Raw genomic sequence first — 23,943 nt, 5'->3', positions numbered from 1 at the left:
GCCTATCGCTGCAAGGACGCCAAGGAAACCGTCCTGTGGTATCAGAAGATGCTGAAGATGGATTTCGTGCTGGCCATTGCCGAGGATTTTGTGCCCTCGACCAAGGCGCCGGACCCGTATATGCATATCTTCCTCGATGCAGGCCAGGGCAATGTGCTGGCGTTTTTCGAGCTGCCCACCCAACCGGAAATGGGCCGCGACCCGAATACGCCGGCCTGGGTGCAACATATCGCCTTCAAGGTGAAAGACCGTGAAGAGCTGCTGGCCTTCCGCGCCCACCTGGAAGCCAATGGCGTGGACGTGCTCGGTGTGACCGACCACGGCGCCTTCCACTCGATCTATTTCTTCGACCCAAATGGTCACCGGCTGGAGCTGGCCTGCCCCGATCCAGAAGAAGAGGCGATGCTGAAAAAGCTCGATGCGGTGAAGTGGGACATGCTGGAAGAATGGTCCAAGACCAAGCGGGCACCCAAGCACGCCGCCTTCTTGCATGAACGCGAATTTGCCCAGTGAGGCGGCCATGAGTGACGCAATCAGCTCAAGCGCGGCAGCTACCGAAAAAGTGAAGCATGGCCTGGCTGCCGGCGATGTGGCGCCGCCCAGCCCGGACTGGACCATCGATCAGGGTTGGGCCAATTACACCGCCACCGAGCACGGCGTGTGGAAGACCCTGTTCGAGCGCCAGACCAAGCTGCTGCAAGGTCGCGCCTGTGATGCCTTTGTCGAGGGCATGCGCGCCTTGCCGATGGGGCCGGATGAAATTCCGGACTTTCGCAAGCTGTCGGATGTGTTGATGAAGCAGACCGGCTGGCAAGTGGTGGCGGTGCCTGGCTTGGTGCCGGACGATGTGTTTTTCGACCACCTGGCCAATCGCCGCTTTCCGGCCGGCAACTTTATCCGCAAGCCGCATGAGCTCGACTATCTGGAAGAGCCGGATGTATTCCACGATGTATTCGGCCATGTGCCGATGCTGATGAATCCGGTGTTCGCCGACTATATCCAGGCCTATGGCGTGGGCGGTCTGCGCGCCAATAAGCTTGGCATGCTCAAGCAGCTGGCGCGGGTGTACTGGTATACGGTGGAATTTGGCCTGGTGAAGCAGGCCGATGGCTTGCGCATTTACGGCGCCGGCATTGCATCGAGCTATACCGAAAGCATTTTCTGCCTGGACGATCCATCGCCGAACCGCATCCGCTTCGAGCTGGAACGGGTGATGCGCACCAACTATCGCATCGACGACTTCCAGGAAGTGTATTGGGTGCTGGACAATCTCGAAGAGCTGCTGGAACTCGATCGCATCGACTTCGCGCCGGTGTATGCACGCATCGAGTCGCAGCCTGAGCTGCAGCCATGGGATGTGCTGGATGGCGACCAAGTGCTGCATCGCGGCACCGGTACCTACCATGACGCCAAGCGTCGGTCGGCTGCAGGCAGCTAAAAAACAAGTCTTGAACCACAGAGGACACAGAGAACACAGAGGTGGCACAGAGGAAAACCCAAGTGAATAGGGAGTTGAGGTTTCTTGCTGGGCGTCGGCGTAACTTCTAGCTCTCCAGTCTTGCCCGGCTTGAATCTCTCTGTGCCTCCTCTGTGATCTCTGTGTCCTCTGTGGTTTAAGGTTTGAATTTGACCTTGCCCTTGATCTTGACCTCGAATTTGAATTTGAACTTGCTGATTGGAATGCAATGAAACTCGCCTCACTCAAGCATGGCCGTGATGGCCGTCTGGTCGTGGTCAGCCGCGATCTCAAGCACTATGTGGAAGTACCGGAAATTGCCGCCACCATGCAGGCGGCGCTGGATGACTGGGCGCAGATCGAGCCGAAATTGCGCGTGGTGTCCGATCGCCTCAATGCCGGCCAGGAAGGCAAGGCTCAGGTGTTTGAGCCGGCCAACTGCGCGGCACCGCTGCCACGTGCCTATCAGTGGGTGGATGGTTCGGCCTATCTGAACCATGTGGAGCTGGTGCGCAAGGCGCGCAATGCCGAGATGCCCCCGTCGTTCTACACCGACCCGCTGATGTACCAGGGTGGCTCGGACGATATGGTGGGGCCGCGCGAACCTATCCTGATCCGCGATCTGGCCTGGGGCACCGATCTGGAAGCCGAAGTGGCGGTGATTACCGACGATGTGGCGATTGGCACCAGCGCGGCCGACGCACAAAAACACATCAAGCTGGTGATGCTGGTGAACGACGTGAGCCTGCGCGGCCTGATCCCCAATGAGCTGGCCAAGGGTTTTGGCTTTGTGCTGTCCAAGCCGGCCAGTGCCTTCTCGCCGGTAGCGGTTACGCCCGACGAGCTGGAAGGCGATTGGCGCGAGGGCAAGCTGCATCTGCCGCTGCGTACCTGGATTAATGGCGAGTGGTTTGGCGAGCCGAATGCCGGCGAGGAAATGACGTTCAGCCATGCCGACCTGATCGCGCATCTGGCCACCACCCGCAAGCTTGGCGCCGGTTCCATCGTCGGCTCCGGCACCATTTCCAACAAGGATCGCTCGCGCGGCTTTTGCTGTATTGCCGAAGTACGCATGATCGAGACCATCGAGCAGGGCAAGCCGGTAACCGGCTTCCTCAAAGATGGCGACACGGTGAAGATCGATATGTGGAATGCGCAAGGCCAGTCGATCTTTGGCTCGATCGAGCAGACGGTCAAGCTGGTCTGAGCCAAGGCGTGTGCTGCCTGCTCTCAGGTGGCACCGGCCCGATAATCCGGCTACCGCTGACTACAATGATCGATATCGTGTCAAAGGGCGAGAGGTCAGGATGATTGGGCAAAGGCTTATTGCGTTGCTGCTCTCCTGTATTGCAGTCGCGGCAGAGCTGAGCTTGAGGGTGGAGGGCCAGGAAAGTGTTCCACCCAAGTTCATTTTTTCCGCGCAAGGCAGCAGCGGCATCTGTCCCGATGTGCTGCGTGCCATGGAGCGCATTGATCCCGGGTTGCGCTTTGTTGGTGGCGACAAGCCGTTTTCGCTGAAACTGATCGAACAAGGCCTGGAGGCCGGCAGTGTCGATGTAGCTTGCGCCTTGCTCGATTCCGATCGCCGTCGCGCCATCGCGAGGCGGCTCGACACGCCGGTGTATCGGGTCAAAGAGCGTCTGGCGGCCCGGGCTGGCGACATTGGCGAAGTCGCCAGTTTGTCTGCCCTGGCTGCCGCGCATGACCTGGTTGCCACATATAAGGGTGCCAGCTATGTGGCGCTACTTCGTTCGCACGGCGTGGAAGTAGACGACAGCAGCAGCGATGGTCTCACCAGCTTGCGCAAGGTGATCGCCGGGCGTGCCCGCTACTTCTACATGAATGACCTGACCCTGGCCCAGCTGGTTCGCGACAATGGCCTGCAACATGAGGTGCGCATACTCAAGACCGTTTTGCATGAAGAACCGATCTATTTCTGGGTCAGCCAGCGCCTGGCCAATGATGTGGCGCAGCGACTCAATGACGATCTGCAGCGGCTGGAGCGCTCGGGCGAGCTGGCCCGCATCTACGCAAAATATTCCGAATAAGGCAGGTTGATGACCGATTCCGGCATGAAGCTCTATACCTATTTCCGCTCCTCCGCCGCCTGGCGCGTACGCATTGCCCTGGTCTGGAAAGGCCTGCTGCATAGCGCCATCCCGGTGCATCTGCTCAAGGATGGTGGCCAACAGCGCGCAGCGGACTATCTGGCGGTAAACCCGCAGGGCCTAGTGCCAACGCTGGTGGATGGCGACCTGACCCTCAGCCAATCGCTGGCGATCTGTGAATACCTGGAAGAGAAATATCCGCAAGCGCCGCTATTGCCAAGCGATCTGGCCGAGCGCGCCAGGGCGCGGGCAATGGCGCTGACCATTGCTGCCGATATCCACCCCTTGAACAATCTGCGCGTATTGCAATACCTCAAGGGCCCGCTGGCACAAGAGCAAAGCGCGGTGGATGCCTGGATCGCCCACTGGATTGCCGCCGGCTTTGCCGCCATCGAGGCGCAGCTGGAGCAAATGGATAGCCAGCAATACTGCGTAGCCGGGCAGCTGAGCCTGGCTGACCTGTGCCTGGTACCCCAGGTATTCAACGCCCGGCGCTTCAAGGTGGACATGACGCCATACCCGCGCATTGTGTCGATCGATGCGCATCTGATGAGCCTGCCGGCCTTTGCCGATACGCAACCGGTGCGGCAGTCGGATGCTGAATAGTTCCAGAAAGTTCAGCTGGTAGCTGTTGGTTGACCGACGTGCAAGGATCATTTGTTTCCTTGCCGGTTCATTTGCCAGACTATTCAAGGTTCGACTTGATGCGATATGCTATGTCGGAGCTGACGTGCTTCTGCATTTACCCCGACTCGTATTGGTCATGAATTACAAGGGTTGTCTGTTTGTGCGCCGGGATTTGTAGTTTCCCGGCCTGCCCGCCATGCCCCGCGCACGTAGTGATTCACCCTTGGCTAACCATGTCTTTCATCCGGCAGGTTGGACCTCCATTTTCCTGATCTGTTTGTTTGCGGTTATAAATGCCTGCCCGTCGATAGGGATGCTGATCACTGTTTGCCGGATTGGACGTTGTATAAAAAATCATTAATCACCACAAAGGAATAAAGCGTGATGTTTGCAGTATTAGGCCGATATGCTTTCGGTTTGCTTGTTGTTCTGTCCTCGCTGGCTGCTGCGGCGCAAGGTGACCTGCCGCGACTGGAGAGTTTCTTTTCAAATCCTTCAGTAAGTGGTGTAAGAGTGTCGCCTGACAATCGTCAGGTTGCAATTTTGCAGCGTGATGGTTCGAGTGGCCGTTTTCTGTTGGCAGTGGCTGACATCGGCGAGTTGTCGAAATTGCGCATTGTTGCCGGATTCGACAATGCCGATGTAATGAATGTGCGCTGGATCAACAATCATCGGCTTAGTTTTCAGGTTGGAGATATGCAGGAGAGAGAGTCGAGCTTTTCCGGCAACCTGTATGCGGTGAATGCGGATGGCGGGCAGCGGGTTCAATTAACTGCGGGCAATTGGCATTATCAACAAGAAGCGCTTGGCTCCAATATCAAGAAAAAAGTATTACCGGCAGAATACCGATTCTATAGCAATTTGCATGATGGATCGGACGATATTATCGTTTCGAAAACGCAATATAACAAGTTGGATTATTCGGTGGATAGTGTCAGGCTGTACCGATTGAACACGATCAATCTGAAGCTGGATGACCTGGTGTCGGGCGTGCAGCCCGAAAAGGTGAGTCGCTGGCTTCTGGATACAGATGGTCGGCCGGTTATCGCGGAATCGTTCAATAAGGGTAGGCAGATAATTAGCTATCGTGCCACAGGAAAAGATGATTGGGAAACTCTGGCGAGTTTTGATTATATTTCCGATAAAGGATTCAGTCCGCTGTTTTTTGATTTCAAGGGCGATCTGTACGTAACGGCGGCCAAGGGTGATGTGGCGGCGTTGTATCGCTATGATTTGAAAGCCAAGCGCCTGATTGATGAGCCGCTTTTTTCGGTCAAAGGTTTCGACTTTGACGGCTTGCCTGACTTTGACTATACGGCACGCAAGTTGATGGGGGTTTTTTACTGGAACGATGCGGGCAGTGTTGCCTGGTTTGATTCGCGCATGAAGGAGATTCAAAAGCGGGTTGATGATGCATTGCCGGATACGACGAATGTAATCAACTGTGGAGCCTGCTCCACAACTCAGCAATTTGTGATTGAGGCGAGTTCCGACCGAAAGCCGACAAGTTATTATATGTATGATGACGCGGCCGCCAAGCTAATCCGCTTTGCAGAATCCCGTCCCGACATCAAGCCGGACCAGATGGGCCTGCGCGATTTTTATCGCTATCGGGCACGTGATGGACGAGAAATACCTGTCTATGTAACGGTGCCGGCTGGCGGCTCATCGCAGCCACGCCCCACTGTGGTGTTGGTCCATGGCGGACCCAATGTGCGAGGTGCATATTGGGCTTGGGAGCAAGAAGCGCAGTTTCTCGCTTCGCGCGGCTATCTGGTGTTGCAACCTGAATTCCGGGGAAGCGTGGGATTTGGCTTTGACCATTTTCGAGCTGGCTGGAAGCAGTGGGGTGGTGCCATGCAAGATGACCTGGTCGATGTGGTCAGGTGGGCGGCAGATAAAGGCTGGACTGATCAGAAGCGCGTGGCGATCATGGGTGCTAGCTATGGTGGCTACGCGACGTTGATGGGGCTCGCCAAAAACCCGGAGGTGTTTCGTTGTGGTGTCGAATGGGCCGGCGTTACCGATATCAAGTTGATGTTCACCTATGCGATGAGCGATATGTCTAATGAGTTTGCGCATTACGGCGCAAAGACGCTGATTGGCGATCCGGATATCGATGCGGCTTCGTTCAAGCTGAATTCGCCAGTCTATATAGCGGACAAGATTTCCCAGCCATTACTGATGGCTCATGGCGGAAATGACTGGCGCGTACCGATCGTTCATGGCACCGACTTTCATTCGGCGATTCGTAAGACCAACAAACAAGTAGAGTGGGTCGAATATCCGGAAGAGGGGCATGGTTGGTCGCTGGAAAAAAACCGGTTTGATTTCTGGCGCCGCGTGGAGATGTTCCTGGCACGCAATCTGGCGCCCGGTCAGTAAGTCAGTGCAGTAGGTGCATGTACATGAGCCGGCCGGAATCCGGCGGGCTCGCGCTGATGCCAATATCGACGTAAGCACATGCCCGGGCGGCCGTTTGCCTGTCCTTATTGGCCGGGCCGGCTATCCGATCAGCTTGTGCATGGCCAGCACGCCGCGCGCCGCCTGCAGGCCGCTACGTACTGCGCCTTCCAGGGTGGCCGGGTAGTCGCCGGCGGTATAGTCGCCGGCCAGCCACAAGCCCGGATCAGCCGTGGCATTGGTGGGGCGTGGCAAGTTTGGCGTGCAGGCAAAGGTGGCGCGTTTTTCGGCGATGACCTTGTGCCAGATCGGTGCCGGCAGCTGTGGCTGCGCCTTGGCGACTTCATCACTGACCAGCTGGGCCAGCTCAGTATGGCCTAGCGCATCGTGCGGGCCGGCGGCGCTGATCACGACGGCGAGCAGGCCGTCCTGTCCGCATAGCTGCCCACGGTCAAACAACCATTGGCTGCTGGTGCCCACCAGGCCCAGCATCGGCTTGGCCAGACGGGTGCCGGGCGGGTAGCGCAGGTAGACGGTGTAGATGGGTTGGTAGTGCCAGTTTGCCAGCATGGCCAGTGGTGCGCGCAAGGCGTCCACGCCATCGGCCAGCATCGCCAATCGGTGCGGCGGCAGGGCGATGATCAGCTGGTCGAACGGCGCCTCGGCGCGATCCAGTTGCCAAGCTGCGCCGTTTTGCTGGATGTGCCGCACCATGGCGCTGCAGCGCACCTCCCCGCCATGCTGGCGAACAAAGTCGGCGGCGGCTTCGGCAAACAGGCTGGAGAGATCGATGCGCGGCAGCAGAAAGTCACTGGCGCTACGGCTGCCGGCCAGGCTATCGCGCAGTACATTGAGTAATACCTGGGCCGATGCCAGATGGATAGGGGTGTTGAGTGCGGCCAGGGTCAGCGGCTCCCACAGACAGCGCACCAGGATTTCCGGTTGCTGTTCGGCGCGCAGCCAATCGGCCACGCTGCAATCCTGTGCCAAGCGCCAGCCGCGCAAACGTGCGCGCGTCATGCTGCGTATGGCGGCCCAGCGCTGTGGCCAGCTCAGGCCTGCGGCGCCCAGCAGGCCGACCAGGGTATGCATGGGCGCCGGCAGCACCGGGCAGCGCAGGCGGAATGCCGCGCGGCCATCGGCGGCCAGTACATCGAGGTCGAGCGGCTGACGATGCAATGCTGCGGCCTCGTCCAGGCCGACTTTTTCCATCAGGCCCAACAGGCTGCTGTAGGCGCCTACCAGCATATGCTGGCCGTTATCGAGTACCAGATCGTCGATCACCACCCGGCGCGCCCGCCCGCCCGGCAGCGGGCCGGCTTCGAATACGGTGACCGCCACGCCCGCGCCGGCCAGCTCCACTGCCGCTGCCATGCCGGCATAGCCGCCACCGATAATGGCGACGCGGCTAGATGTCTTCACGGAAAATCTCGCGATACAGCTCGGGGTAGCGGGCCAGCACCTGGCGGGCGCGGTCGGGCTTGATCGGGTGGATGGTCTGGATAAAGTGCAGATCGCCCGCCGGTTCGATGGCGACCAGTTCGAGAATAAAGAACAGGCGTCGCTCCGGCATGAAATACAGCCATTGCGCCGAGCCATGGCCATATTTGGCGATTTCGTTGCTGAGTTCCAGCAGGCGTTTGGAATTGTCGGCGCTGTACAGGAACAATTCGGCCGGGCCTTCCGGGCGCTCGTAATTGCGGGCAATGCGAAAGCTTTCCAGCGCCTCGCGGATCTTGCGGCGGCGGATGGCGATGCGGTCGGCCTGGCGCATTTCTTGCCAGCTGATGGCGACCAGGGCGACGATCGCTACCGCAGCGGCAAGCAGATACCAGGGCGAGAACGGGAGCTTATCCATGCGCGGCGCGAATCAGGCAAACATCCAGGTTTTCCAGGCCAGCCACAGCTTGCGGGCGCCGCCGAGGCTGAGCCGCTGGTTGAGCACCTTTTGCGGGCCATCCAGCTTGATTTCATCGAGGGTGGCGCGGTAGATGGCGGCCATCACCAGGCCGGCGCGCTGCGCCTTGCGATCCTCGGCCGGCAGGGCGGCCAGTGCCTCGGCATACAGGGCTTCGGCCCGCTCGATCTGGAACAGCATCAAATCGCGGAAGTTGTCGCTTTCCCGGTAAGCCAGCAGCTCGGCGGCCGGCACATTGAAGCGTTGCAGCTCTTCCACCGGCAGGTAGATGCGGCCACGGCGGGCATCTTCGCCGACATCGCGGATGATATTGGTCAGCTGGAACGCGAGGCCCAGCTTTTCGGCATAGACATAGGTGGCCGGATTGCTGACGCCGAAGATGCGAGCAGACAGCAGGCCCACCACCGATGCCACCAGATAGCAGTACTGGCGCAGATCGGCAAAGCTGTTGTAGCGCGCCTGGGTCAGGTCCATCTCCATGCCGTCGATGATTTGCAGCAATTGCTCGCGCGGCAGCTGCAGGCGCGCCACATGCGGCTTGAGCGCACGGGTGACCGGATGCTGCGGCGTGCCATCGTACAGATTGGCGATTTCCTTGCGCCACCAGTTAAGCGTGGTGCGGGCAACGCCCTCGTCATGGGTCTCATCGACAACATCGTCGACTTCACGGCAAAACGCATACAGCGCGGTAATCGCCAGCCGGGTTGGCTCGGGCAGAAAGCGGAAGCTGGCGTAGAAACTGGAACCGCTCTTGGCAGCCTTGTCGTCGCAGTATTGATCGGGTGTCACGTTGCAGCGGCTAGAAATGAATGTCGGCGTGATTCTAGCCTAAGCGACTGCCGGTGCCGGGCAATTCATGCACGGGGAGACCATCTTCTTGCATGTCCGTCAGCCGCTGCATGGCATGGTTGGTAATTCTGCGGCTTGTGTACCGGTGCCGCAGGTTTTCATAATGCCGCCCCCAATCACCGTGCCGCTAACTATGAAACGCACCGCAATTGCCCTGATATGTGTCACTGTGCTGGCACTTGGCGTAGCTGGCTGGTATGCCACACGACAGTCCTCAACCGCGCCAACCGCCGCGAAGCCGGTACCGCAGCCTGCGGTGGTCAAGGCTACGAGTCCGGTAGTCCCAGCCGCAGCGCCGGTAGAAGCATCTGAGCCGGCCGACGAGGCGCCGGAAACGAAGCTGAGCGGTAAGGACTTCGAATTGGAAGTCTGGATCAACGGCAATGATCGCTATCGCAATCTGCTGGTCAAGCGCAGCGATGGCGTATTGATCGAAAACCTGCAGGGGTTGGACGGCAAGATAGGCAAATTGGACAACCGGCTATTCAGTCCGGCAGACGCCTTTTCGCTGGCCAAGCTGCTGCCCGAAGCGCCGCGCGAGCAAATCGTGGTGCAAGGTAGCCAGCAGCTGATGGAAGGCTTGGGTGCCTTGGGTAGCTACTCGATCTACCAGGTTGAGTCCGATCGCTTGATTGAACTGGTGGATGTGATCACCGAGCGCGATTACGACGGCGAGGCCGGCAAGCCCGGCCTGCATTTTTCGGCCACGGTCGAGGCGGCGCAAGAGCAGGGCGTACCGGTACTGATTTATCGCTACCGGCAAGAGAAACAAGCCGAGCGCAGCCTGACCTTGCGCTGGAATGGCCGTGCCTTTGTCGATGAAAGCGGCCAATACGCGAAGATCGTCAGCAAATATCAGCCTTAGGCTGGCGTTGCGGGATGGATCGGGAATTGCCGGTTCGCGGGTCGGCAGCTATCGCAAATGCCCACCGAGGCGCCTCCTGGCTGAATGTGCCCTAGACCCAGAGTGTACATACGGCGCATCGCGCTACGCTTCAGATGCGCCCTACCTTGCTATTACGCCTTACGGCCTTACAGTGCCCCGCGCATAAATTCAAGCAGCAGCGCAGACCCCGAGCGTATATTCAGCGCAACGGGCTTCGCTTCAGATGCTCCTGACTTTGGCACGGCTTTGGTCGCAGCGTGTGGCAGCAAAGTGACATCGCCGCCCAATTTTTATACGTGCTTTCCCCTATTTAGATGATGCGCAACAAATAATCATGGCATAGCCTGAGCTCGAAGCTCTGACTCCCTAGCTTCGACCACCAACCCGGAGAAGACGAATGAAACGTGGCACAGCTGCAATAATTGCATTTATCGTTCTGTCTATTGGATGTTTGACGTCAGCTACGGCGGCCCCAGCAGATCAGGCAAACCTAGGGTCTGCGCCAACGTACTACTATTCGATATCATTCGACAAGATGTTTGATCTTGCGATGAAAGATGCCAAGGAAGGCCGGAAACACTTTGATGCCAACAAAGCGTCCTACCTAGATCAGTACGTTTTGAAGAGCGCGAATGTTCCTGATAGTACTCCCGGCAAATTCACTGCGTTTGCTCCCGCACCAAATTTGATGTGTCTGACCATTGCGTATATTTATGTTCCGACAGGCACTAGTGGTGGCGGTGGAATAGGCACCCCTGGCTCTCAAGAGGCAAATATATCGAGAAACTGTGCTCCGAGTGATTCATCACTCTGGGCCCAAGCGCCTCGCTCAACCATTGGTAGTAATATTGGCTTGGGCAGAACGCTGGCAAATTATGGTCTGGCTGTGAAATCAAATCAGTTTGGTGGTACCGTCACCACTGGTCTGAAAACGGCTTCTTTTGGTCCTGCTGTTACGGGGGTCGGTGCAGAGGCGTGGGGGCAGATCTACTTCAATACATGGGGAAACAATGCCGTCGCAGTTGATGTTTTCATCGTTTACGCACAATGGATTTAGCTGCAATTCGACCATCAATTAACCAAGGAGAGAAATGATGAGAGTCACCAACCTTGTTTCAATTATTGCCGCAAGCATCACATTTGGCGTCGCTGCTCAAGGCAATAACGCAGAGTATTTCGATACAAAAAGCCAAGTATTAACGCTGTCCAACGTGCTGGTCGATGGCACACAATACAGCGGCATCCAGATTAAACTTAAAGATGTGCAGATTGTGAATCCCGGTTTGCAAAGCAAGGCAGTCGATAGTAACTGCCCAACAGAATTTACCGCGACCCAGGTAGCCAGCATCAAGCCTGGCTTGAGCGTGGACGCGGTAAATCAGATTCTTGGCTGCCAATATCAGCCGCAAAGCACTGTGATGCGCGCTCAGGTCGAGGGCACCGGCTGGGCCGCCTTGCCTTGGCAGTCGGGCTTGCGACAAGTGTTAGTCAGCTTTGATCTGGCAAGCGGCAAGGTCGTAGCCAATCCACCTGGCAGCTGGAATGCCGGCAATGCGGTGTTGGTTACCCCACCATTTTAGTCTTGGTCTTGGGCGATTCTGATCAACAAACCAAGGCCGTAACCCGTAGGGCACAACTGAAGCGAAGCGCATTGTGCCGCATGGGGTCAATCGAAGCGCCCGCGCCGGAGCGATCCGCTCCGGCTTTTTGCTGCCCTTATAGGAAGTACCCTGGATGAAGCGCAGCGCAATCCGGGGCGGACGATAGTCCGCATGGTTGATGGCCGCCGCAAGCCTCTTTGCTTGCCCCCGGATTCCGGTTCCCTGCATCCGGGCTACGGTGCGGCCTTTCTCCAGGCCGCTATCGCACGCGAGGTTACATTCGTTCCTGCAGCTGCGAAATCACTTCATTGGCGGCACGCATCGCCTCAATCGACATTGGCACGCCGGCATAGATAGCTGCGTGTATCAATACTTCGCGGATTTCCTCGATGCTGGCGCCATTGTTGAGTGCGCCGCGCACATGGCCTTTCAGCTCCTGGCTGCGGCCCAATGCAGCCAGCATGGCCAGGGTGATAAAGCTGCGCGTTTTGCGGTCGAGCCCATCGCGATTCCACACTGTGCCCCAGGCATGCTCGGTGACGAATTCCTGGAACGGGCGGGTGAAGTCGGTGGCTTCACCAAATGCCTTGTCGACAAAGGCATCCCCCATCACTTCGCGGCGCACTTTCAGGCCGCGCTCGAATTGTTCGCTCATGCGGTGTTCTTTCAGAAATGTACCCGTTGTTGTCGCAGGTATCGCCTAGGAATTGCGCGCTTCCACCGTTTCGGCAAAGCGCAGCAGCTCCAGCGGCGGGTAGCGGTGTAGCTGGCGGGCGGTGGTGATATTGATCAGGTAGCTGAAGCGGGCGAGGGTGTCGATGCTCACTTCCGAGGCCTTTTTGCGGCCGAGCAGGATCTGTTCGGCCTTGTAGCCGGCAAACTGGCCGGCGGCATAGTAGGGGCTGACCAGGCCGGCCAGCGCGCCGCCGTCGCGTACCGGCTCTTCGGTGGCCGAAAAAACCGGAATGCCGGCCGGCAGCAAGCGTTCCACCACTTCGCCGGCATGGGCGATCAGGAAGGAATCGGATGGCAGGTACAGCCAGTCCGGCTTGCTCGACAGCAGGTAGTTCAGGGTCGAGCGCAAGCCCTGCTCGGTCGGCTTGCCGTCGCTGTCGCAGGTAATGCCCTCAGCCCGCACCTGTACCTGCTCGTTTTTCGCTTGCGCGGCAAAGCGGGCTGCGGCCAGCACCGCATTCTTTTCATTCGGGCTGTAGATGATTGCCAGTTTTTCGACCTTGCCATAGCGGCGCAAGGTCTGCCATTGCGCATGGGGTGGTGCCAGATGGCTGACCCCGGTGAGATTGCGCAGGCTGGAGCGGGTATCGGGCGCCAGGCTGGCACCGATGGGGTCGGCGACGATATTGAACACCACCGGAATATCGGCGATATGGCGCTGCGGGTCGCGTTGCTCGAAGGTACCGACCGTTTCCAGGGTGACATTGGTGCCAAAGGTGTAGATCAGGTCGGGCCGCATCATCCGCGCCTCGGCCACCATGATGGCGATGCGGCTATGATCGCTGCCGGCATCGCGGATGATGAATTCAACCGGCATGCGCAAGCGCAGATAGTCCATAAAGCCGCGCTCGGCCGCAGTCACGCCGCGATACAGCAGCATGACGATGCGCCGTTTCGGCTGCGGCGCGGCCCATAGCGGCAGGCAGCCCAAGGCGAGGCTACTGCCCAGCAGATGGCGGCGACTGATCATGCCCTGCCTCCGGCTGCCAGTGCCTGCCGTTCAAGCCAGATGAAAACCACGGTGAATACCACGCTGCTGATCAGGGTTATCAGGCCGATGCCGTAAAACGCGCCCTTGAAGCCATGGCTGGCTATCAGCGCGCCGGCGATCAAGGGGCCGAGTACATTGCCCAGCCGCTCGATCAGGCGAAAAATGCCGGTGGCGGTTGCCTGGCCGACTTGCGAGATCGCATCCTGACAATAATCCGATACCAGGGCAAGCTGCGGCGACACTCCAATGGCATGGCCCACCCCGAGCAGCAGGATGGCGCATGCTACGCCCAGCGTGCCATCGAGCCAGTGCAACAGGAACATGGCAGCGGATGCGGCCAGTGCGCCAAGCGTGACAAACCAGCGGTGCCGGCCCAGGCGGTCGGCCAGCTGCGCCACGAAGGGCGAAAACACGATGATGGCCAGGCCATAGGCCATCATTACCCGGCCGGTGGCCGACTGGCTGTTGCCCAATGATTTGAGATAGAGCGGCGCGGTGTAATACAGAAAACCGGTCAGGGCCATTTTCGATGGTATCGCGGCCAGCACGGTGATCGCTACGAACGAGCGATGCGACAAAAGCAGGCGTACATCCGGCCACGATAGCGATTTCCGGCCGCTGGCAGCGATAGCCTGGCGCTGCAGAAAGCGCAGCACGAAGCCGGCAGCAGCGAGACTCAGCAGCGCCGACAGGACAAAGGTCGGACGATAGCCGAGCCGGTCGGCCAGGATGCCGCCGATGGCAGCACCAGATAGCGAACCGGCAAAAAACGTGGCCAGAAACATCGCCATGCCACGGGTGCGCTGCGCTGCCGGGGTGTGGCTGCTGATATAGGTCTGGGCGGTGACGAACACCAAACCGTAGCCGACGGCAGTCAGCGAGCGCCAGGCGATCAGGTCGATCAGGGTTTGCGAGGCGACAGTGAGCAACAAGCCGGCGGTGGTGATGGCGGCACCGATGGCAAAGGCCCGCCGATAGCCGAGGCGGTCGCACCAAAGCCCGGCCCAGGGCATCGCCATCGCCCAGGCAAACATGAACAGCGAAATCGGCAGGCCCAGCGCCAGCGCCTTCGACAGGCCATAGGCCGGTGAATAGAAGCCTTCGACATACATCGGAAAGAACGAAAGCGACAGCGAGTCGGCAAAGATCAGCAAAAAGAACGGCCAACGCACGAAATCGACCGCGCCGGAAAACAGCAGCGGCCGCTGCTCGGGCAAGTGAAAGCGCAGGCCGGCAGGCAGGGCATCGCCGAGCTGGCCGGCAGCACTATTGAGGCGCGCCAGCAAGCGGTTGTAGGCCTCGTTCAGGCGGCCGACACCACCGAAGGCATCGGCGGGCAGATAGTGGGAAAAGTCGCCACGCCTTGCCGCCTCCCAGCACTGTGTCAGGCTGGCCAGCGGTGCGCCGACCAGGGCGGCCATCATGAAGCGCAGCAATTCCAGCGCGGTGAGAACCGCGACCACCATCACTGCCAGCAGGTCGAACATCAGCTCGCGCAGCTGGGCCGCTACCCCGGCGGCACGTTGCCCGAGGTGCAGGGTGCCGAGGCGGCCATGGCGTCCTTCGATCGGCACCGCCGTATCGAGCCAGGGGCCGATGGTCTGGCTATCGCCGGCAAAGCTGTCTTGCCAGCGTGCGCTCAAGTCCTTGCCTGCAGGCGGCTGGCCGCTGGCATACAGCAGCTGGCCATGGTGATCGACGACCAGCAGATAGCGGATATCCGGATTGTCGCGGCGCACATCGTCGAGGACTTCGGCAACGCCATTCAGTTGCGCAAACGGCAGCTGCAACTGATCGGCCCGGCTGAGCAGCTGATTCACCGTGCCGCCGATCACCCGTACTGTTTGCGCCATTTGCGGCGCAACAGCATCCGACAGCGGCTGCGCACACCACAGCGACAACAGGGCGGCGGCAGCGACCAGCAAGCTGGTGGCGAGCAGGGCAAGCCTTTGCTGTAGTGGTAACTTGTTCATGATTGCCGACCGGCAAGTGTCTGGCGGGCGCGCTCGCTGGCTGCGACAAATTCGTGGGTTTGCTGCAGCAATCCGCCGGGCGCGGCGGAGGCGAGCGTGGCGGGGGTGCCGGGCTGGTTCAGCAGCTGTTCGGCCTGGTCGATCTCGGTAGCCAGCTGGCGCACCAGCCAGCGTACCCCCAGGCAGGTCAGCACCATGAACAACAACAGGATGAGTGCAGCGCGTTGCAGCAGTTGCCGGGCAAGCGGCGCGCTGGCGGCGCTGAGCTCGCGATCATCGAAATGCAACACCACGGCGCCGCCGCGTCCGCCAAAGGTGTCGATCAGGTTCAGCCCCACCGCATGGTGATGCTCGCCGCGTGCATGCCAGGCACCTTCGGCGGGGCTGTCGGCCATCTGCTTTTGCCAGCTGGTCAGATCGAGTGTGGCGGCTTGGCCATCGCCAATCTGGACAGCACCACTAGCATCCACCACCCCGGCAAACTGCAGGGCTGGCCATTGTTGGCGCAAATGCTGGAATAGCGGCTTGAGCTGGCTGTTCTGTGCCGGCGCCAGACCCAGCGATACGCCATCGTCGACCGCCTGGCGTGCATCCTTGCCCAGCACCAGGTAGCGGGTCTCGATCAGGCCCTGGCTGGTTTTGCGGAAATTGGCATAGTTCAGGAAAGACAGCAGGCCGATGACAAAGGCGATCACCAGCGCCAACAGGCTGCCGATACGAAACCACAGGGGGCTTGGGCGCGGATGGGGCATGGCTGCGGATATCAGGCGGGGACAGCCACCACTATAGTGCGCGCTGGACGCCGATCAATGTGGAGGCTTGCCGTTGTCGTCCGGTTTTTTCGGCTTGCGCGGCAGGGTCCATGCAACAATCAGCACCAGTAACAGGCCGGCAACACCAGCTTCGAGCAAGAACCAGATCATGGCGGGCTTGATAATCAGGGCAGGGCCGCCATCATAACGACACTTTTCCCGACTTCCTATTGCCAGGCATCAATGAGCGCAAAGCCCTACGTTCACACACCAGATTCACTCTGGCTGCAATTTTCTGACGCTCCAGCAGGGATAGAGGTACGCCCGTTTGATTCGCCGTTCGGAGCAACTGACGAGCTTCTTTGTTACTACTCCGGCACTCTCATTGGTCTCGTTCATCCACAGCGCGGAGGTGAAGGCTTGCTTATTAGTCTTCTGCCAAAGCTCGACCCCAGGCGGGCGTACGTTTGGCCGAGTGCTGAGAAGTTCGAGCTGTCTCTTTCTTGTCTGCTGAAGGATACTCGCTCTTGGAGCCTTGTTTGTGAGGGAGACTGCGATCAACAGCCAGTCACCAAGTTGCGTGGCCTCTCTGCCACTCTGGAGCAGCTATCGCTTGTCTATTCATACTGCAAAGGCTTCCCGGTTGAATGCCCGGCATTCAGTGCAGGATGCGGCGATGCCTAGCCCTGCAATCGAAAAGGATATCCGCAAGCTGGTGCTTGCAGTTTCCTCTGCCTTTGGTTCTGGCTGCCTCTCATTCCCACGTTCTGCGTCCATCACATGAGCCTCGTTGAAGAAATTCGCCAGTATTGGGGATGGGTTGGTATTGAACCTGTCGAGGTCGTCGGCGAAAACGATTTCGGCAATCTCATCATCAAAGACGAGGCTGGAAAGTATTGGCGTCTGTGCCCGGAGGACTGTTACTGCAAAGTGATCGCGGCCAGTCGCGCTGAGCTTGACGCACTTTCCATCGACCAGGAGTTTCTACAAGATTGGTACATGAGCTCGCTTGTCTCCATGGCAACGGACCTGTGGGGTCCTTTGACCGAGGGGAGAAAATACTGCTTAAAGGTCCCAGGAATCTTGGGTGGTGCGTACGGCGAAGAGAATATCGCCACTGCCCCGCAACTTGAACTGGTACGCATTTCCGGAGATATCGCCCGCCAGATTGAGGAGCTTCCAGATGGAGCACAAATCAAGCTTCGTGTGGTCGAGTGATGCATAACATTTCAATCCGCCGAACCGTCAAAAAGCAGCGCTTTGTGCTGCCCGGTGGTATCCAACAATAGACCCCAGCCTATGAGCGAACCTGCAACAGCTACGCCCGCCAGCCCCGCCGCCTTGCCACGCAGCGACTGGCAGACGATCAAGACCCTGGCGCCGTATCTGGCCCGTTATCGCCTGCGGGTGTTCCTGTCGCTGTCCTGCCTGGCCCTGGCCAAGCTTGCCAATGTATCGGTGCCGCTGATCCTCAAGCGGGTGGTCGATCTGCTCAGCGCGCGGCCCGATGCGATGCTGGCGGTGCCGGCCGGGCTGATCATTGCTTACGGCATCTGCCGGCTCAGTACCACCGCCTTCGGCGAATTGCGCGATGCGATCTTTTCCAAGGTGGCGCAAGGGGCCATCCGCCAGGTGGCGCTGGAGACCTTCAACCATCTGCACCGGCTCAGCCTGCGCTTTCACTTGAACCGGCAGACCGGCGGGGTCACCCGTGATATCGAGCGCGGCACCCGTGGCATCGGTTCGCTGCTCACCTTCATGCTGTTCAATATCCTGCCCACCATCCTGGAAATCGGCATGGTGATCGCCATCCTGGTCACCCTGTACGACTGGCGATTCGCGGCAGTGACGCTGGGCACCATCGCCGCCTATGTCAGCTTTACCATTGTGGTGACCAATTGGCGCACCAAGACGCGGCGATCCATGAACGAGCTCGATTCCAAGGCCAATGTGAAGGCAGTGGATTCGCTGCTCAACTATGAGACGGTGAAGTATTTCGGCAATGAGCGTTACGAGGCCGGTCGTTACGACGAGGCGCTGCGTCGCTGGGAAGATGCGGCGGTGCGCAATGAAATCTCCATCGGCATTCTCAATAGCGGGCAGAGCGGCATCATCGCCGTCGGGGTGACGCTGCTGGTATGGCTGGCGGCCGACGGCGTGGTGCATGGCAAGATGACGCTGGGCGACCTGGTGGCAGTGAATGCCTTTCTGATCCAGCTGTATACGCCGCTCAACTTCCTTGGCATGGCCTATCGCGAAATCAAGCAGGCGCTGACCGATATGGAAAAAATGTTCGGCCTGTTGCGCGAGCATGCCGAAGTGCAAGATGCGCCCGGTGCCGTTGCGCTGGCCAGTGATGCTGCCAGCGTGCGCTTTGAGGCAGTGGATTTCGGCTACGACCCGAAGCGGCAAATCCTGCGCAAGGTGGATTTTGCCATTCCGGCCGGGCATACCGTGGCGGTGGTGGGTAGTTCCGGCGCCGGCAAGAGCACCTTGTCGCGACTATTGTTCCGCTTTTACGATGTGTCGGCCGGTGGTATCAGCATCAATGGGCAGGATGTGCGCGGCCTCACCCAGGCTAGCCTGCGCGCCCATATCGGCATCGTTCCGCAGGACACGGTGCTGTTCAATGATTCGATTTACTACAACATCGCCTATGGCAAGCCCGGCGCCAGTCGCGAGGAAATCATCGAGGCGGCGCGCTCGGCGCATATTCTCGACTTTATCGAGCGACTGCCCGATGGCTGGGACACCACGGTGGGCGAGCGCGGCCTGAAACTGTCGGGTGGCGAAAAGCAGCGGGTGGCGATTGCCCGCACCATCCTGAAAAACCCGCCCATCCTGATCTTCGACGAAGCGACATCGGCGCTGGATTCGCGCACCGAAAAGGCGATCCAGGCCGAGCTGAACGCGATTTCTGCCAATCGCACCACCTTGGTGATTGCGCACCGCCTGTCTACTGTGGTGGACGCCAATGAGATTCTCGTGATGGAGCAGGGCGAGATCATCGAACGCGGCAGCCATCGCGACTTGCTGGAGCGCAATGGCAGCTATGCGCGCATGTGGGCCTTGCAGCAGAGCGAGGCCTTGCGGGCGGAGCAGGAAGCCTCGGAAGCGGTTTGAAAACAACTGCGTGGCGCAGCGCTCGACATCCTGATGTACACCTGTACATTCCGGTTTCTGCGCGCTGGCAGTACCCGGCGGGCCGGCCCTCGCTCCTTTTGCAAACAGCTTCTCAGATGCTGAAGTGCCCGGCCTGCTGATCCGGTGAGGTGAGCCGCACCAGGAGCTCGGCGGCGGCGATGCGCTCGTCCAGCGTGCCCGACATCATGATCTGCTCCAGCAGCATGGCGCCGCGCTCGCGCTCGCCAGCCTTGATCAGGTTTTGCGCCTGAGCCAGACTGCCGCTGACGGCCGGCTCGCTGGCAGCATGGCGCTCGATTGGTGCCAGGTCTACGGGGCCGGGCTTTACCGGCGGCACATCGATCAATTCGGCTGGCGCCACCGCTGGCGGCAACTCCAGCTCGAACATCAAGGGCTCCAGCTCGATCGGGGCGGGATGGGCCGGTTCCGACGCGGCTGAAATGGCGGGCATGGCTGGCTGACCGGGCGCCGCTGGCGCGGTCGTACTGGCTGGCACCGCCGGCGCCTTAGGGGCGGCATCGAGTATGGCGGTCAGGGCGTCGGCGTTGTCAAGGCTGCTCAAAGGCTGGGTGCTACGCCGGAACAAGGCGTGGCCCGGCGCGATCTCCGCGCCCATGGCTGCCACCTTGGCCCACAGTGCCTGGCTGGCAAAGCGCTCGCGAAAACGCTGCGCCAACTCGACAAAGGCCTCGGGCTCGCGGTGGCCATGGTAGAGCTCCAGCAGCTGCATCCAGTTGACCACCTGGGTAGGACGGGCGTCGATTTCGTCGGCAAGAATGCTCACCGCCTTGTCGTACTGGCCATTGGAGGCCAGTACTGCTGCCTCGCTGGCGATATTGTTCAGGTAGACCACGTCCATATCGGCGGCACTGGGCTCGCCTTGCTGCTCTGGGGGCATTGCCTGCCGCGCAGGCTTGAGCGGGGCCGGCGTGGTGTCGAGCTCGTCCCACATCATCGATTCGTGATTGTCACGCAGAGACTGCGCCAGGCGTTCGGCCTGCTCATCATTGCGCGGGCGGCCGCTGCGCCGCATCAATACGGCTAGAAGTGCAGCTACCGCAGCGCCGATACCGCCTGCAGCAGCCAGCGCCAGCCAGTTGTTTTTGCCACTGTCGCCGCTCTTGCTGGTGGCGGCGCTGCGCGCCAGTTGCTCGGCCCGTTCGCGTTTGGCCAGTTGCTCATTCAGCCAAGCCAGATGCTTTTCCAGCTTTTCGATGCGGAACTGTGCCTCGTTCATTCTGGCGGTCTGCTCGGCCAGCTGGTCGGTCAGGCTGGTTTCACGTTGCTGCAATTGCTCGACTTCATTGCGCGGCGGTCGCGTGGGGGTGGACGGGGAAGAGACGATCAACCGGTCCTTGTTATCAGGCGCCGGCGCAGCCGCTGGCGGCGGGCTGGGTGGCGCCATGGTCTTGGGCCGTGCCAGTGTGGTAAGGCCGCGCGGAAGGATGTCGGCCGGCGGCTTGCTGCCGCCGGCATCAAGCGCCTGGTCCAGGCGTGCCGGCAGGCGCAGCTGGGTACCGGCAGGCAGGGGCACTTCGCCATTGGCCGGCAGATCCGGATTCAGGCTGCGCATCAGGGCGACCAGGGCTTTTTTGCGGGCAGGCTGGTCAGGGTAGATTTTGCGGACAATGCCGAAAAACGACTCGCCGGGCGCCACCGTCCAGCTGCCATGTGTCTCTGCAAGCGGATGGGCCGGCTGTTGCAGCGCTGCAGCCAGTTTGATCCGGCTCGCCGGAGGCAGGCGGGCATCGACCTGGCCGATGCCCGGATTCAGTTCGGCAAGGTGCAGGGCATACAGCTTGGCACTATCGGGCTTGCCGGGGTAACGCTGTTGGGCGATACGCAGCAGGCTGTCATTGTCGCCGGTGAGATAGTCGCTACCCGCATCAGTTGGCGCCGGCGCCGCAGCCAAGCGTTGCGGATTGCTGCTTGCCGCCGCCGGCACGGTGCGCTCGAGCCGGGGAGGGCGTGCCAGTGGGTCGAGAAACACCGTGTAGTCGCGCCGCAGTTCAACACCGCTGCCACAGCGCACCTTGATCGACAGCGCCAGAATGGGCTCATTGATCGCGCCATCGCTGAGCAATTGCAGCCAGCCGCCGTTTTTTTCCTCGGTGTAGTCGAGCACGACGCGGCGCATCACGCCTTCATTGTCGCCCTCATGCAAAACGGCGCTGAAGCACTCGCGCCGCAGGTTTTCTTCCGGGCTGCCATTGACGCGGATGCGCGCCGACAGCGCTTGCCCAAGCCATGACGACAATTGCACCTCGCCCAGGGTGGCAGCGTGTGCCGTACTGGCGAGCAAGCTGGCAATCAGCAGTTGCGGATACGGAATGGCACGGTGGTAAGACATTGATCGCCTTGAACATCGCCCGCCTGCCCGGGCTATGGCATGTCGTTGCAGCGCCAGCCTGGCGGCTGTGCACAGTGTTCTTATAGGACACGCGCTTGGCTTGGCGCCAAGTTTGTACCGATGTTCAGCAATCACTGTGCCAATTTTGTCAGTGGCCGTTGGTCGGCCAGTTGCCCGTCTGGGTATTTTTAAATACGAACGATCGTGCTATAAACCGGCCGTGGCAGGGTTGCAGCCTTGCCGATTCCTACAGGAGAGGGTCGTGTCAAAACTGGCAAGCAAGGGCGAAGCGACGCGCGAGGCGATACTCGATGTCGCCATCGAGCTGGCGCGCGAAGTGGGCTTGTCGGCCTTGACTATCGGCGCGCTTGCCGAGCGCGCCTCCATGTCCAAAAGCGGCCTGTTTGCCCATTTCGGCGCGAAGGAAGCCTTGCAACTGGCGGTGCTGCGCGCAGCCCAAGCACGCTTTGACGACGCGGTGATACGCGAGGCATTCAAAGCGCCGCGCGGGCTGGCGCGCCTGCGCGAGCTATTCCAGCGTTGGCTGGCTTGGGCGGCGGTGCAGCCCAAGCCCGGAGGCTGCCTGATGCTGGCGGCAGCCAGCGAGTTTGACGACCGGCCCGGTGAAGTGCGCGATTTTCTCGCCAGCCAGCAGCTGGCTTGGCTTGCCGGCTTGGCACGCACCGTGACGTTTGCCATTGAAGCCGGCGAATTGCCGGCTGATTGCGATGTCGAGCAGTTTGCTTTCGAGATTTTCGGTTTGATCCTGTCTACCCACCACCATGTGCGTCTGCTGTCCGACCCGGCGTTCATCCAGCGCGCCGAGTCGGGTTTGTCGCGCCTGATCAGCGCGCCGCCGCGGCGCAGCGCCTGACCCTTTCCATGTCCATCTGAGGAGCTTGTCATGACCAGCCTGAGCTTGCCAAAAATTAGCACGAACGTTCGTAATTTCATTGGCCTGGCCAGTCTGCGCCTGGGCCTGTCCGCCACGGCGGCCTTGGCGCCAGCGGCGGCGCTGGCCTGGGCAGAGCGGCTGTTCATCACGCCGCAGCGCCACGACTGGCCTGCGCCGGAGCGGCAATGGCTGGCTCAGGCCAGGCTGGGCCGCCTGCATACCGCCGGCATGCCTCTGACACGTTGGGATGGCTTGGCGCTGCAGACCTATCGCTGGGGCGAGCCGAGGCGCGGCAAGGTGGTGCTGATGCATGGCTGGGCCGGTCGGGCCACCCAGCTGGGCTACTTTATCGAACCCTTGGTGGCAGCCGGCTTTGAGGTGATTGCCATTGACGCGCCGGCCCATGGCGCCAGCGAAGGGCGGCAGGCTTCGGTGCTGCATTTTGCCAATGCCTTGACGCGCTTGATCCGCAACGAGGGTGATGTGTCGGCGGTGATTGCGCATTCGCTGGGCGGCGCTGCCACCATCTATGCGCTGAGCCAGAGCACCTTGCCGGTGGGGAGGGTGGCGCTGATTTCACCCAGTTCCGATTTGGCCGCCTATGCGCGCCAGATCGGCCGTCTGCTGCGCTTGAGCGATAGCCTGCTGCGCCGGCTGCAAGCGCGCATGGAAACCCGCTTCGGCATACTGTGGCGCGATCTGGAGGCTTTGCCTCGCGCAGCGGGACTGAACCAGCCTGCCTTGGTGGTGCACGACCATGCTGACCGCGAGGTGCCGGTTGCGACGGGGCGGAATATTGCCGCCACCTGGCCGGGGGCGGAACTGATGCTGACCGAGGGTCTTGGCCATCGGCGCATTCTGCGCGATCAGGCGGTGGTAGAGCGGGTAGTAGCGTTTGTCGCGGCCTGATCGCTTATCTGCCCTACACGGCGCCGGCAGATTTCAAGCGCGCGGCCAGCGCCTCGGCCAGCTGCCGGTAGCCGGCGGCATTCGGGTGGATGGTGTCGCTTTTGAGCCGGCCGTGAGCAAGGATCTCCGGCAGGGCCTCTGCCTCCAGCGGCACCGAGAATTCGCGGGCCAGCTCGGCATAGAACGGTGGCACGCGCAAGGGCAGGCTGGGCGCGGGCGGGGCCAGCAAGAGCAGCGGAATCTGCGCGCTGCGCGCCTGATCGAGCATGGCGCGCAGATTGGCAACGGTCTCCGACTCGCCCTGGTGCTGCAGAAAGTCATTGCCACCCAGGCACAGGATGATCAG

22 protein-coding genes are annotated in these 23,943 nt (G+C 60.4%); 13 read left to right on the top strand and 9 right to left on the bottom strand.

The features are described 5' to 3' along the window. The 6 genes from ACE3OH_RS05530 to ACE3OH_RS05505 form a co-directional block, all read left to right on the top strand. Positions 1-513 (top strand): VOC family protein (locus ACE3OH_RS05530; protein ID WP_374349354.1); only part of this gene is annotated, 513 nt, incomplete at its 5' end. A 7-nt stretch (positions 514-520) separates the two neighbouring features. After that, positions 521-1,438 carry a phenylalanine 4-monooxygenase gene (phhA, locus tag ACE3OH_RS05525; protein ID WP_374349352.1) on the top strand — a complete coding sequence of 306 codons (918 nt, stop codon included), beginning with the start codon at positions 521-523 and terminating at the stop codon, positions 1,436-1,438. 247 nt (positions 1,439-1,685) lie between these two features. Further along, positions 1,686-2,663 (top strand): fumarylacetoacetate hydrolase family protein, encoded by a 978-nt coding sequence (locus tag ACE3OH_RS05520; RefSeq protein ID WP_374349351.1) that lies wholly within the window; start codon positions 1,686-1,688, stop codon positions 2,661-2,663. Between the two features lie 124 nt (positions 2,664-2,787). Continuing rightward, positions 2,788-3,504, top strand: a complete 717-nt coding sequence (locus ACE3OH_RS05515) for a substrate-binding periplasmic protein (RefSeq protein ID WP_374349350.1) — start codon at positions 2,788-2,790, stop codon at positions 3,502-3,504. A 9-nt stretch (positions 3,505-3,513) separates the two neighbouring features. Further along, a complete protein-coding gene (gene maiA, locus ACE3OH_RS05510) occupies positions 3,514-4,170 on the top strand; it encodes a maleylacetoacetate isomerase (protein WP_374349348.1) in 657 nt (218 codons plus the stop codon). 405 nt (positions 4,171-4,575) lie between these two features. Next, the gene (locus ACE3OH_RS05505; RefSeq protein WP_374349356.1) at positions 4,576-6,576 is read left to right on the top strand and encodes an alpha/beta hydrolase family protein; all 2,001 of its coding nucleotides are present in this window, start codon (positions 4,576-4,578) and stop codon (positions 6,574-6,576) included. A gap of 120 nt (positions 6,577-6,696) precedes the next feature. Here ACE3OH_RS05505 and hpnE read toward each other — a convergent pair whose 3' ends face one another. From hpnE to hpnD, 3 genes are read right to left on the bottom strand one after another with little or no spacing between them, the layout of a single operon-like run. Further along, positions 6,697-8,016 carry a hydroxysqualene dehydroxylase HpnE gene (gene hpnE / locus ACE3OH_RS05500; protein WP_374349346.1) on the bottom strand — a complete coding sequence of 440 codons (1,320 nt, stop codon included), beginning with the start codon at positions 8,014-8,016 and terminating at the stop codon, positions 6,697-6,699. Next, positions 8,003-8,452, bottom strand: a complete 450-nt coding sequence (locus ACE3OH_RS05495) for a hypothetical protein (protein ID WP_374349344.1) — start codon at positions 8,450-8,452, stop codon at positions 8,003-8,005. The genes hpnE and ACE3OH_RS05495 overlap by 14 nt, the downstream gene beginning before the upstream one ends. 12 nt (positions 8,453-8,464) lie before the next feature. Beyond that, entirely contained in the window at positions 8,465-9,301 is an 837-nt protein-coding gene (hpnD, locus tag ACE3OH_RS05490; protein ID WP_374349342.1) for a presqualene diphosphate synthase HpnD, read from the bottom strand. A gap of 193 nt (positions 9,302-9,494) precedes the next feature. On the opposite strand from hpnD, the gene ACE3OH_RS05485 reads away from it, so the two are divergent. The 3 genes from ACE3OH_RS05485 to ACE3OH_RS05475 all read left to right on the top strand — a co-directional run bounded on the left by ACE3OH_RS05485 (position 9,495) and on the right by ACE3OH_RS05475 (position 11,827). Beyond that, complete coding sequence (locus ACE3OH_RS05485) at positions 9,495-10,226, top strand: hypothetical protein (RefSeq protein WP_374349340.1); 732 nt, start codon at positions 9,495-9,497, stop codon at positions 10,224-10,226. Between the two features lie 418 nt (positions 10,227-10,644). Further along, positions 10,645-11,304: a hypothetical protein gene (locus ACE3OH_RS05480; RefSeq protein WP_374349339.1), complete on the top strand. Its 660-nt coding sequence runs from the start codon at positions 10,645-10,647 to the stop codon at positions 11,302-11,304. Between the two features lie 34 nt (positions 11,305-11,338). Beyond that, positions 11,339-11,827, top strand: coding sequence for a hypothetical protein (locus tag ACE3OH_RS05475; RefSeq protein ID WP_374349337.1), 489 nt, complete (start codon positions 11,339-11,341; stop codon positions 11,825-11,827). A 295-nt stretch (positions 11,828-12,122) separates the two neighbouring features. Here the strand turns inward: ACE3OH_RS05475 and pcaC are convergent, their stop codons facing one another. The 4 genes from pcaC to ACE3OH_RS05455 are packed head-to-tail and all read right to left on the bottom strand — an operon-like array spanning position 12,123 to position 16,299. Continuing rightward, positions 12,123-12,503, bottom strand: coding sequence for a 4-carboxymuconolactone decarboxylase (gene pcaC, locus ACE3OH_RS05470; RefSeq protein ID WP_374349336.1), 381 nt, complete (start codon positions 12,501-12,503; stop codon positions 12,123-12,125). A gap of 45 nt (positions 12,504-12,548) precedes the next feature. Further along, positions 12,549-13,553: an ABC transporter substrate binding protein gene (locus tag ACE3OH_RS05465; RefSeq protein WP_374349334.1), complete on the bottom strand. Its 1,005-nt coding sequence runs from the start codon at positions 13,551-13,553 to the stop codon at positions 12,549-12,551. Next, positions 13,550-15,547, bottom strand: coding sequence for an MFS transporter (locus ACE3OH_RS05460; protein ID WP_374349332.1), 1,998 nt, complete (start codon positions 15,545-15,547; stop codon positions 13,550-13,552). The genes ACE3OH_RS05465 and ACE3OH_RS05460 overlap by 4 nt, the downstream gene beginning before the upstream one ends. After that, a complete protein-coding gene (locus ACE3OH_RS05455) occupies positions 15,544-16,299 on the bottom strand; it encodes a hypothetical protein (RefSeq protein WP_374349331.1) in 756 nt (251 codons plus the stop codon). Before ACE3OH_RS05455 ends, ACE3OH_RS05460 begins: the two co-directional genes overlap by 4 nt. A 780-nt stretch (positions 16,300-17,079) precedes the next feature. Between ACE3OH_RS05455 and ACE3OH_RS05450 the strand changes: the two genes are divergently transcribed. Together ACE3OH_RS05450 and ACE3OH_RS05445 are read left to right on the top strand one after the other, a co-directional pair. Beyond that, entirely contained in the window at positions 17,080-17,517 is a 438-nt protein-coding gene (locus ACE3OH_RS05450; protein ID WP_374349330.1) for a T6SS immunity protein Tdi1 domain-containing protein, read from the top strand. An 81-nt stretch (positions 17,518-17,598) separates the two neighbouring features. Continuing rightward, positions 17,599-19,422: an ABC transporter ATP-binding protein/permease gene (locus tag ACE3OH_RS05445; RefSeq protein WP_374349328.1), complete on the top strand. Its 1,824-nt coding sequence runs from the start codon at positions 17,599-17,601 to the stop codon at positions 19,420-19,422. Positions 19,423-19,534: 112 nt separating this feature from the next. Here the strand turns inward: ACE3OH_RS05445 and ACE3OH_RS05440 are convergent, their stop codons facing one another. After that, the gene (locus ACE3OH_RS05440) at positions 19,535-21,793 is read right to left on the bottom strand and encodes a FimV family protein (protein ID WP_374349327.1); all 2,259 of its coding nucleotides are present in this window, start codon (positions 21,791-21,793) and stop codon (positions 19,535-19,537) included. Between the two features lie 262 nt (positions 21,794-22,055). Between ACE3OH_RS05440 and ACE3OH_RS05435 the strand changes: the two genes are divergently transcribed. Both ACE3OH_RS05435 and ACE3OH_RS05430 read left to right on the top strand, forming a co-directional pair. Then, a complete protein-coding gene (locus ACE3OH_RS05435; RefSeq protein ID WP_374349326.1) occupies positions 22,056-22,667 on the top strand; it encodes a TetR/AcrR family transcriptional regulator in 612 nt (203 codons plus the stop codon). Between the two features lie 30 nt (positions 22,668-22,697). Further along, positions 22,698-23,597, top strand: coding sequence for an alpha/beta hydrolase (locus tag ACE3OH_RS05430; RefSeq protein WP_374349324.1), 900 nt, complete (start codon positions 22,698-22,700; stop codon positions 23,595-23,597). A 13-nt stretch (positions 23,598-23,610) separates the two neighbouring features. On the opposite strand, the gene ACE3OH_RS05425 is transcribed toward ACE3OH_RS05430, so the two are convergent. Continuing rightward, on the bottom strand, positions 23,611-23,943 hold a 333-nt coding region (locus tag ACE3OH_RS05425; RefSeq protein ID WP_374349322.1), incomplete at its 5' end, for a GDSL-type esterase/lipase family protein.

It is taken from the genome of Chitinimonas sp. (assembly GCF_041904975.1).
Lineage (GTDB): Bacteria > Pseudomonadota > Gammaproteobacteria > Burkholderiales > Chitinimonadaceae > Chitinimonas.
Note: the sequence above shows the minus strand (reverse complement) of the source record. Positions and strands in the feature narration are given on the sequence as shown.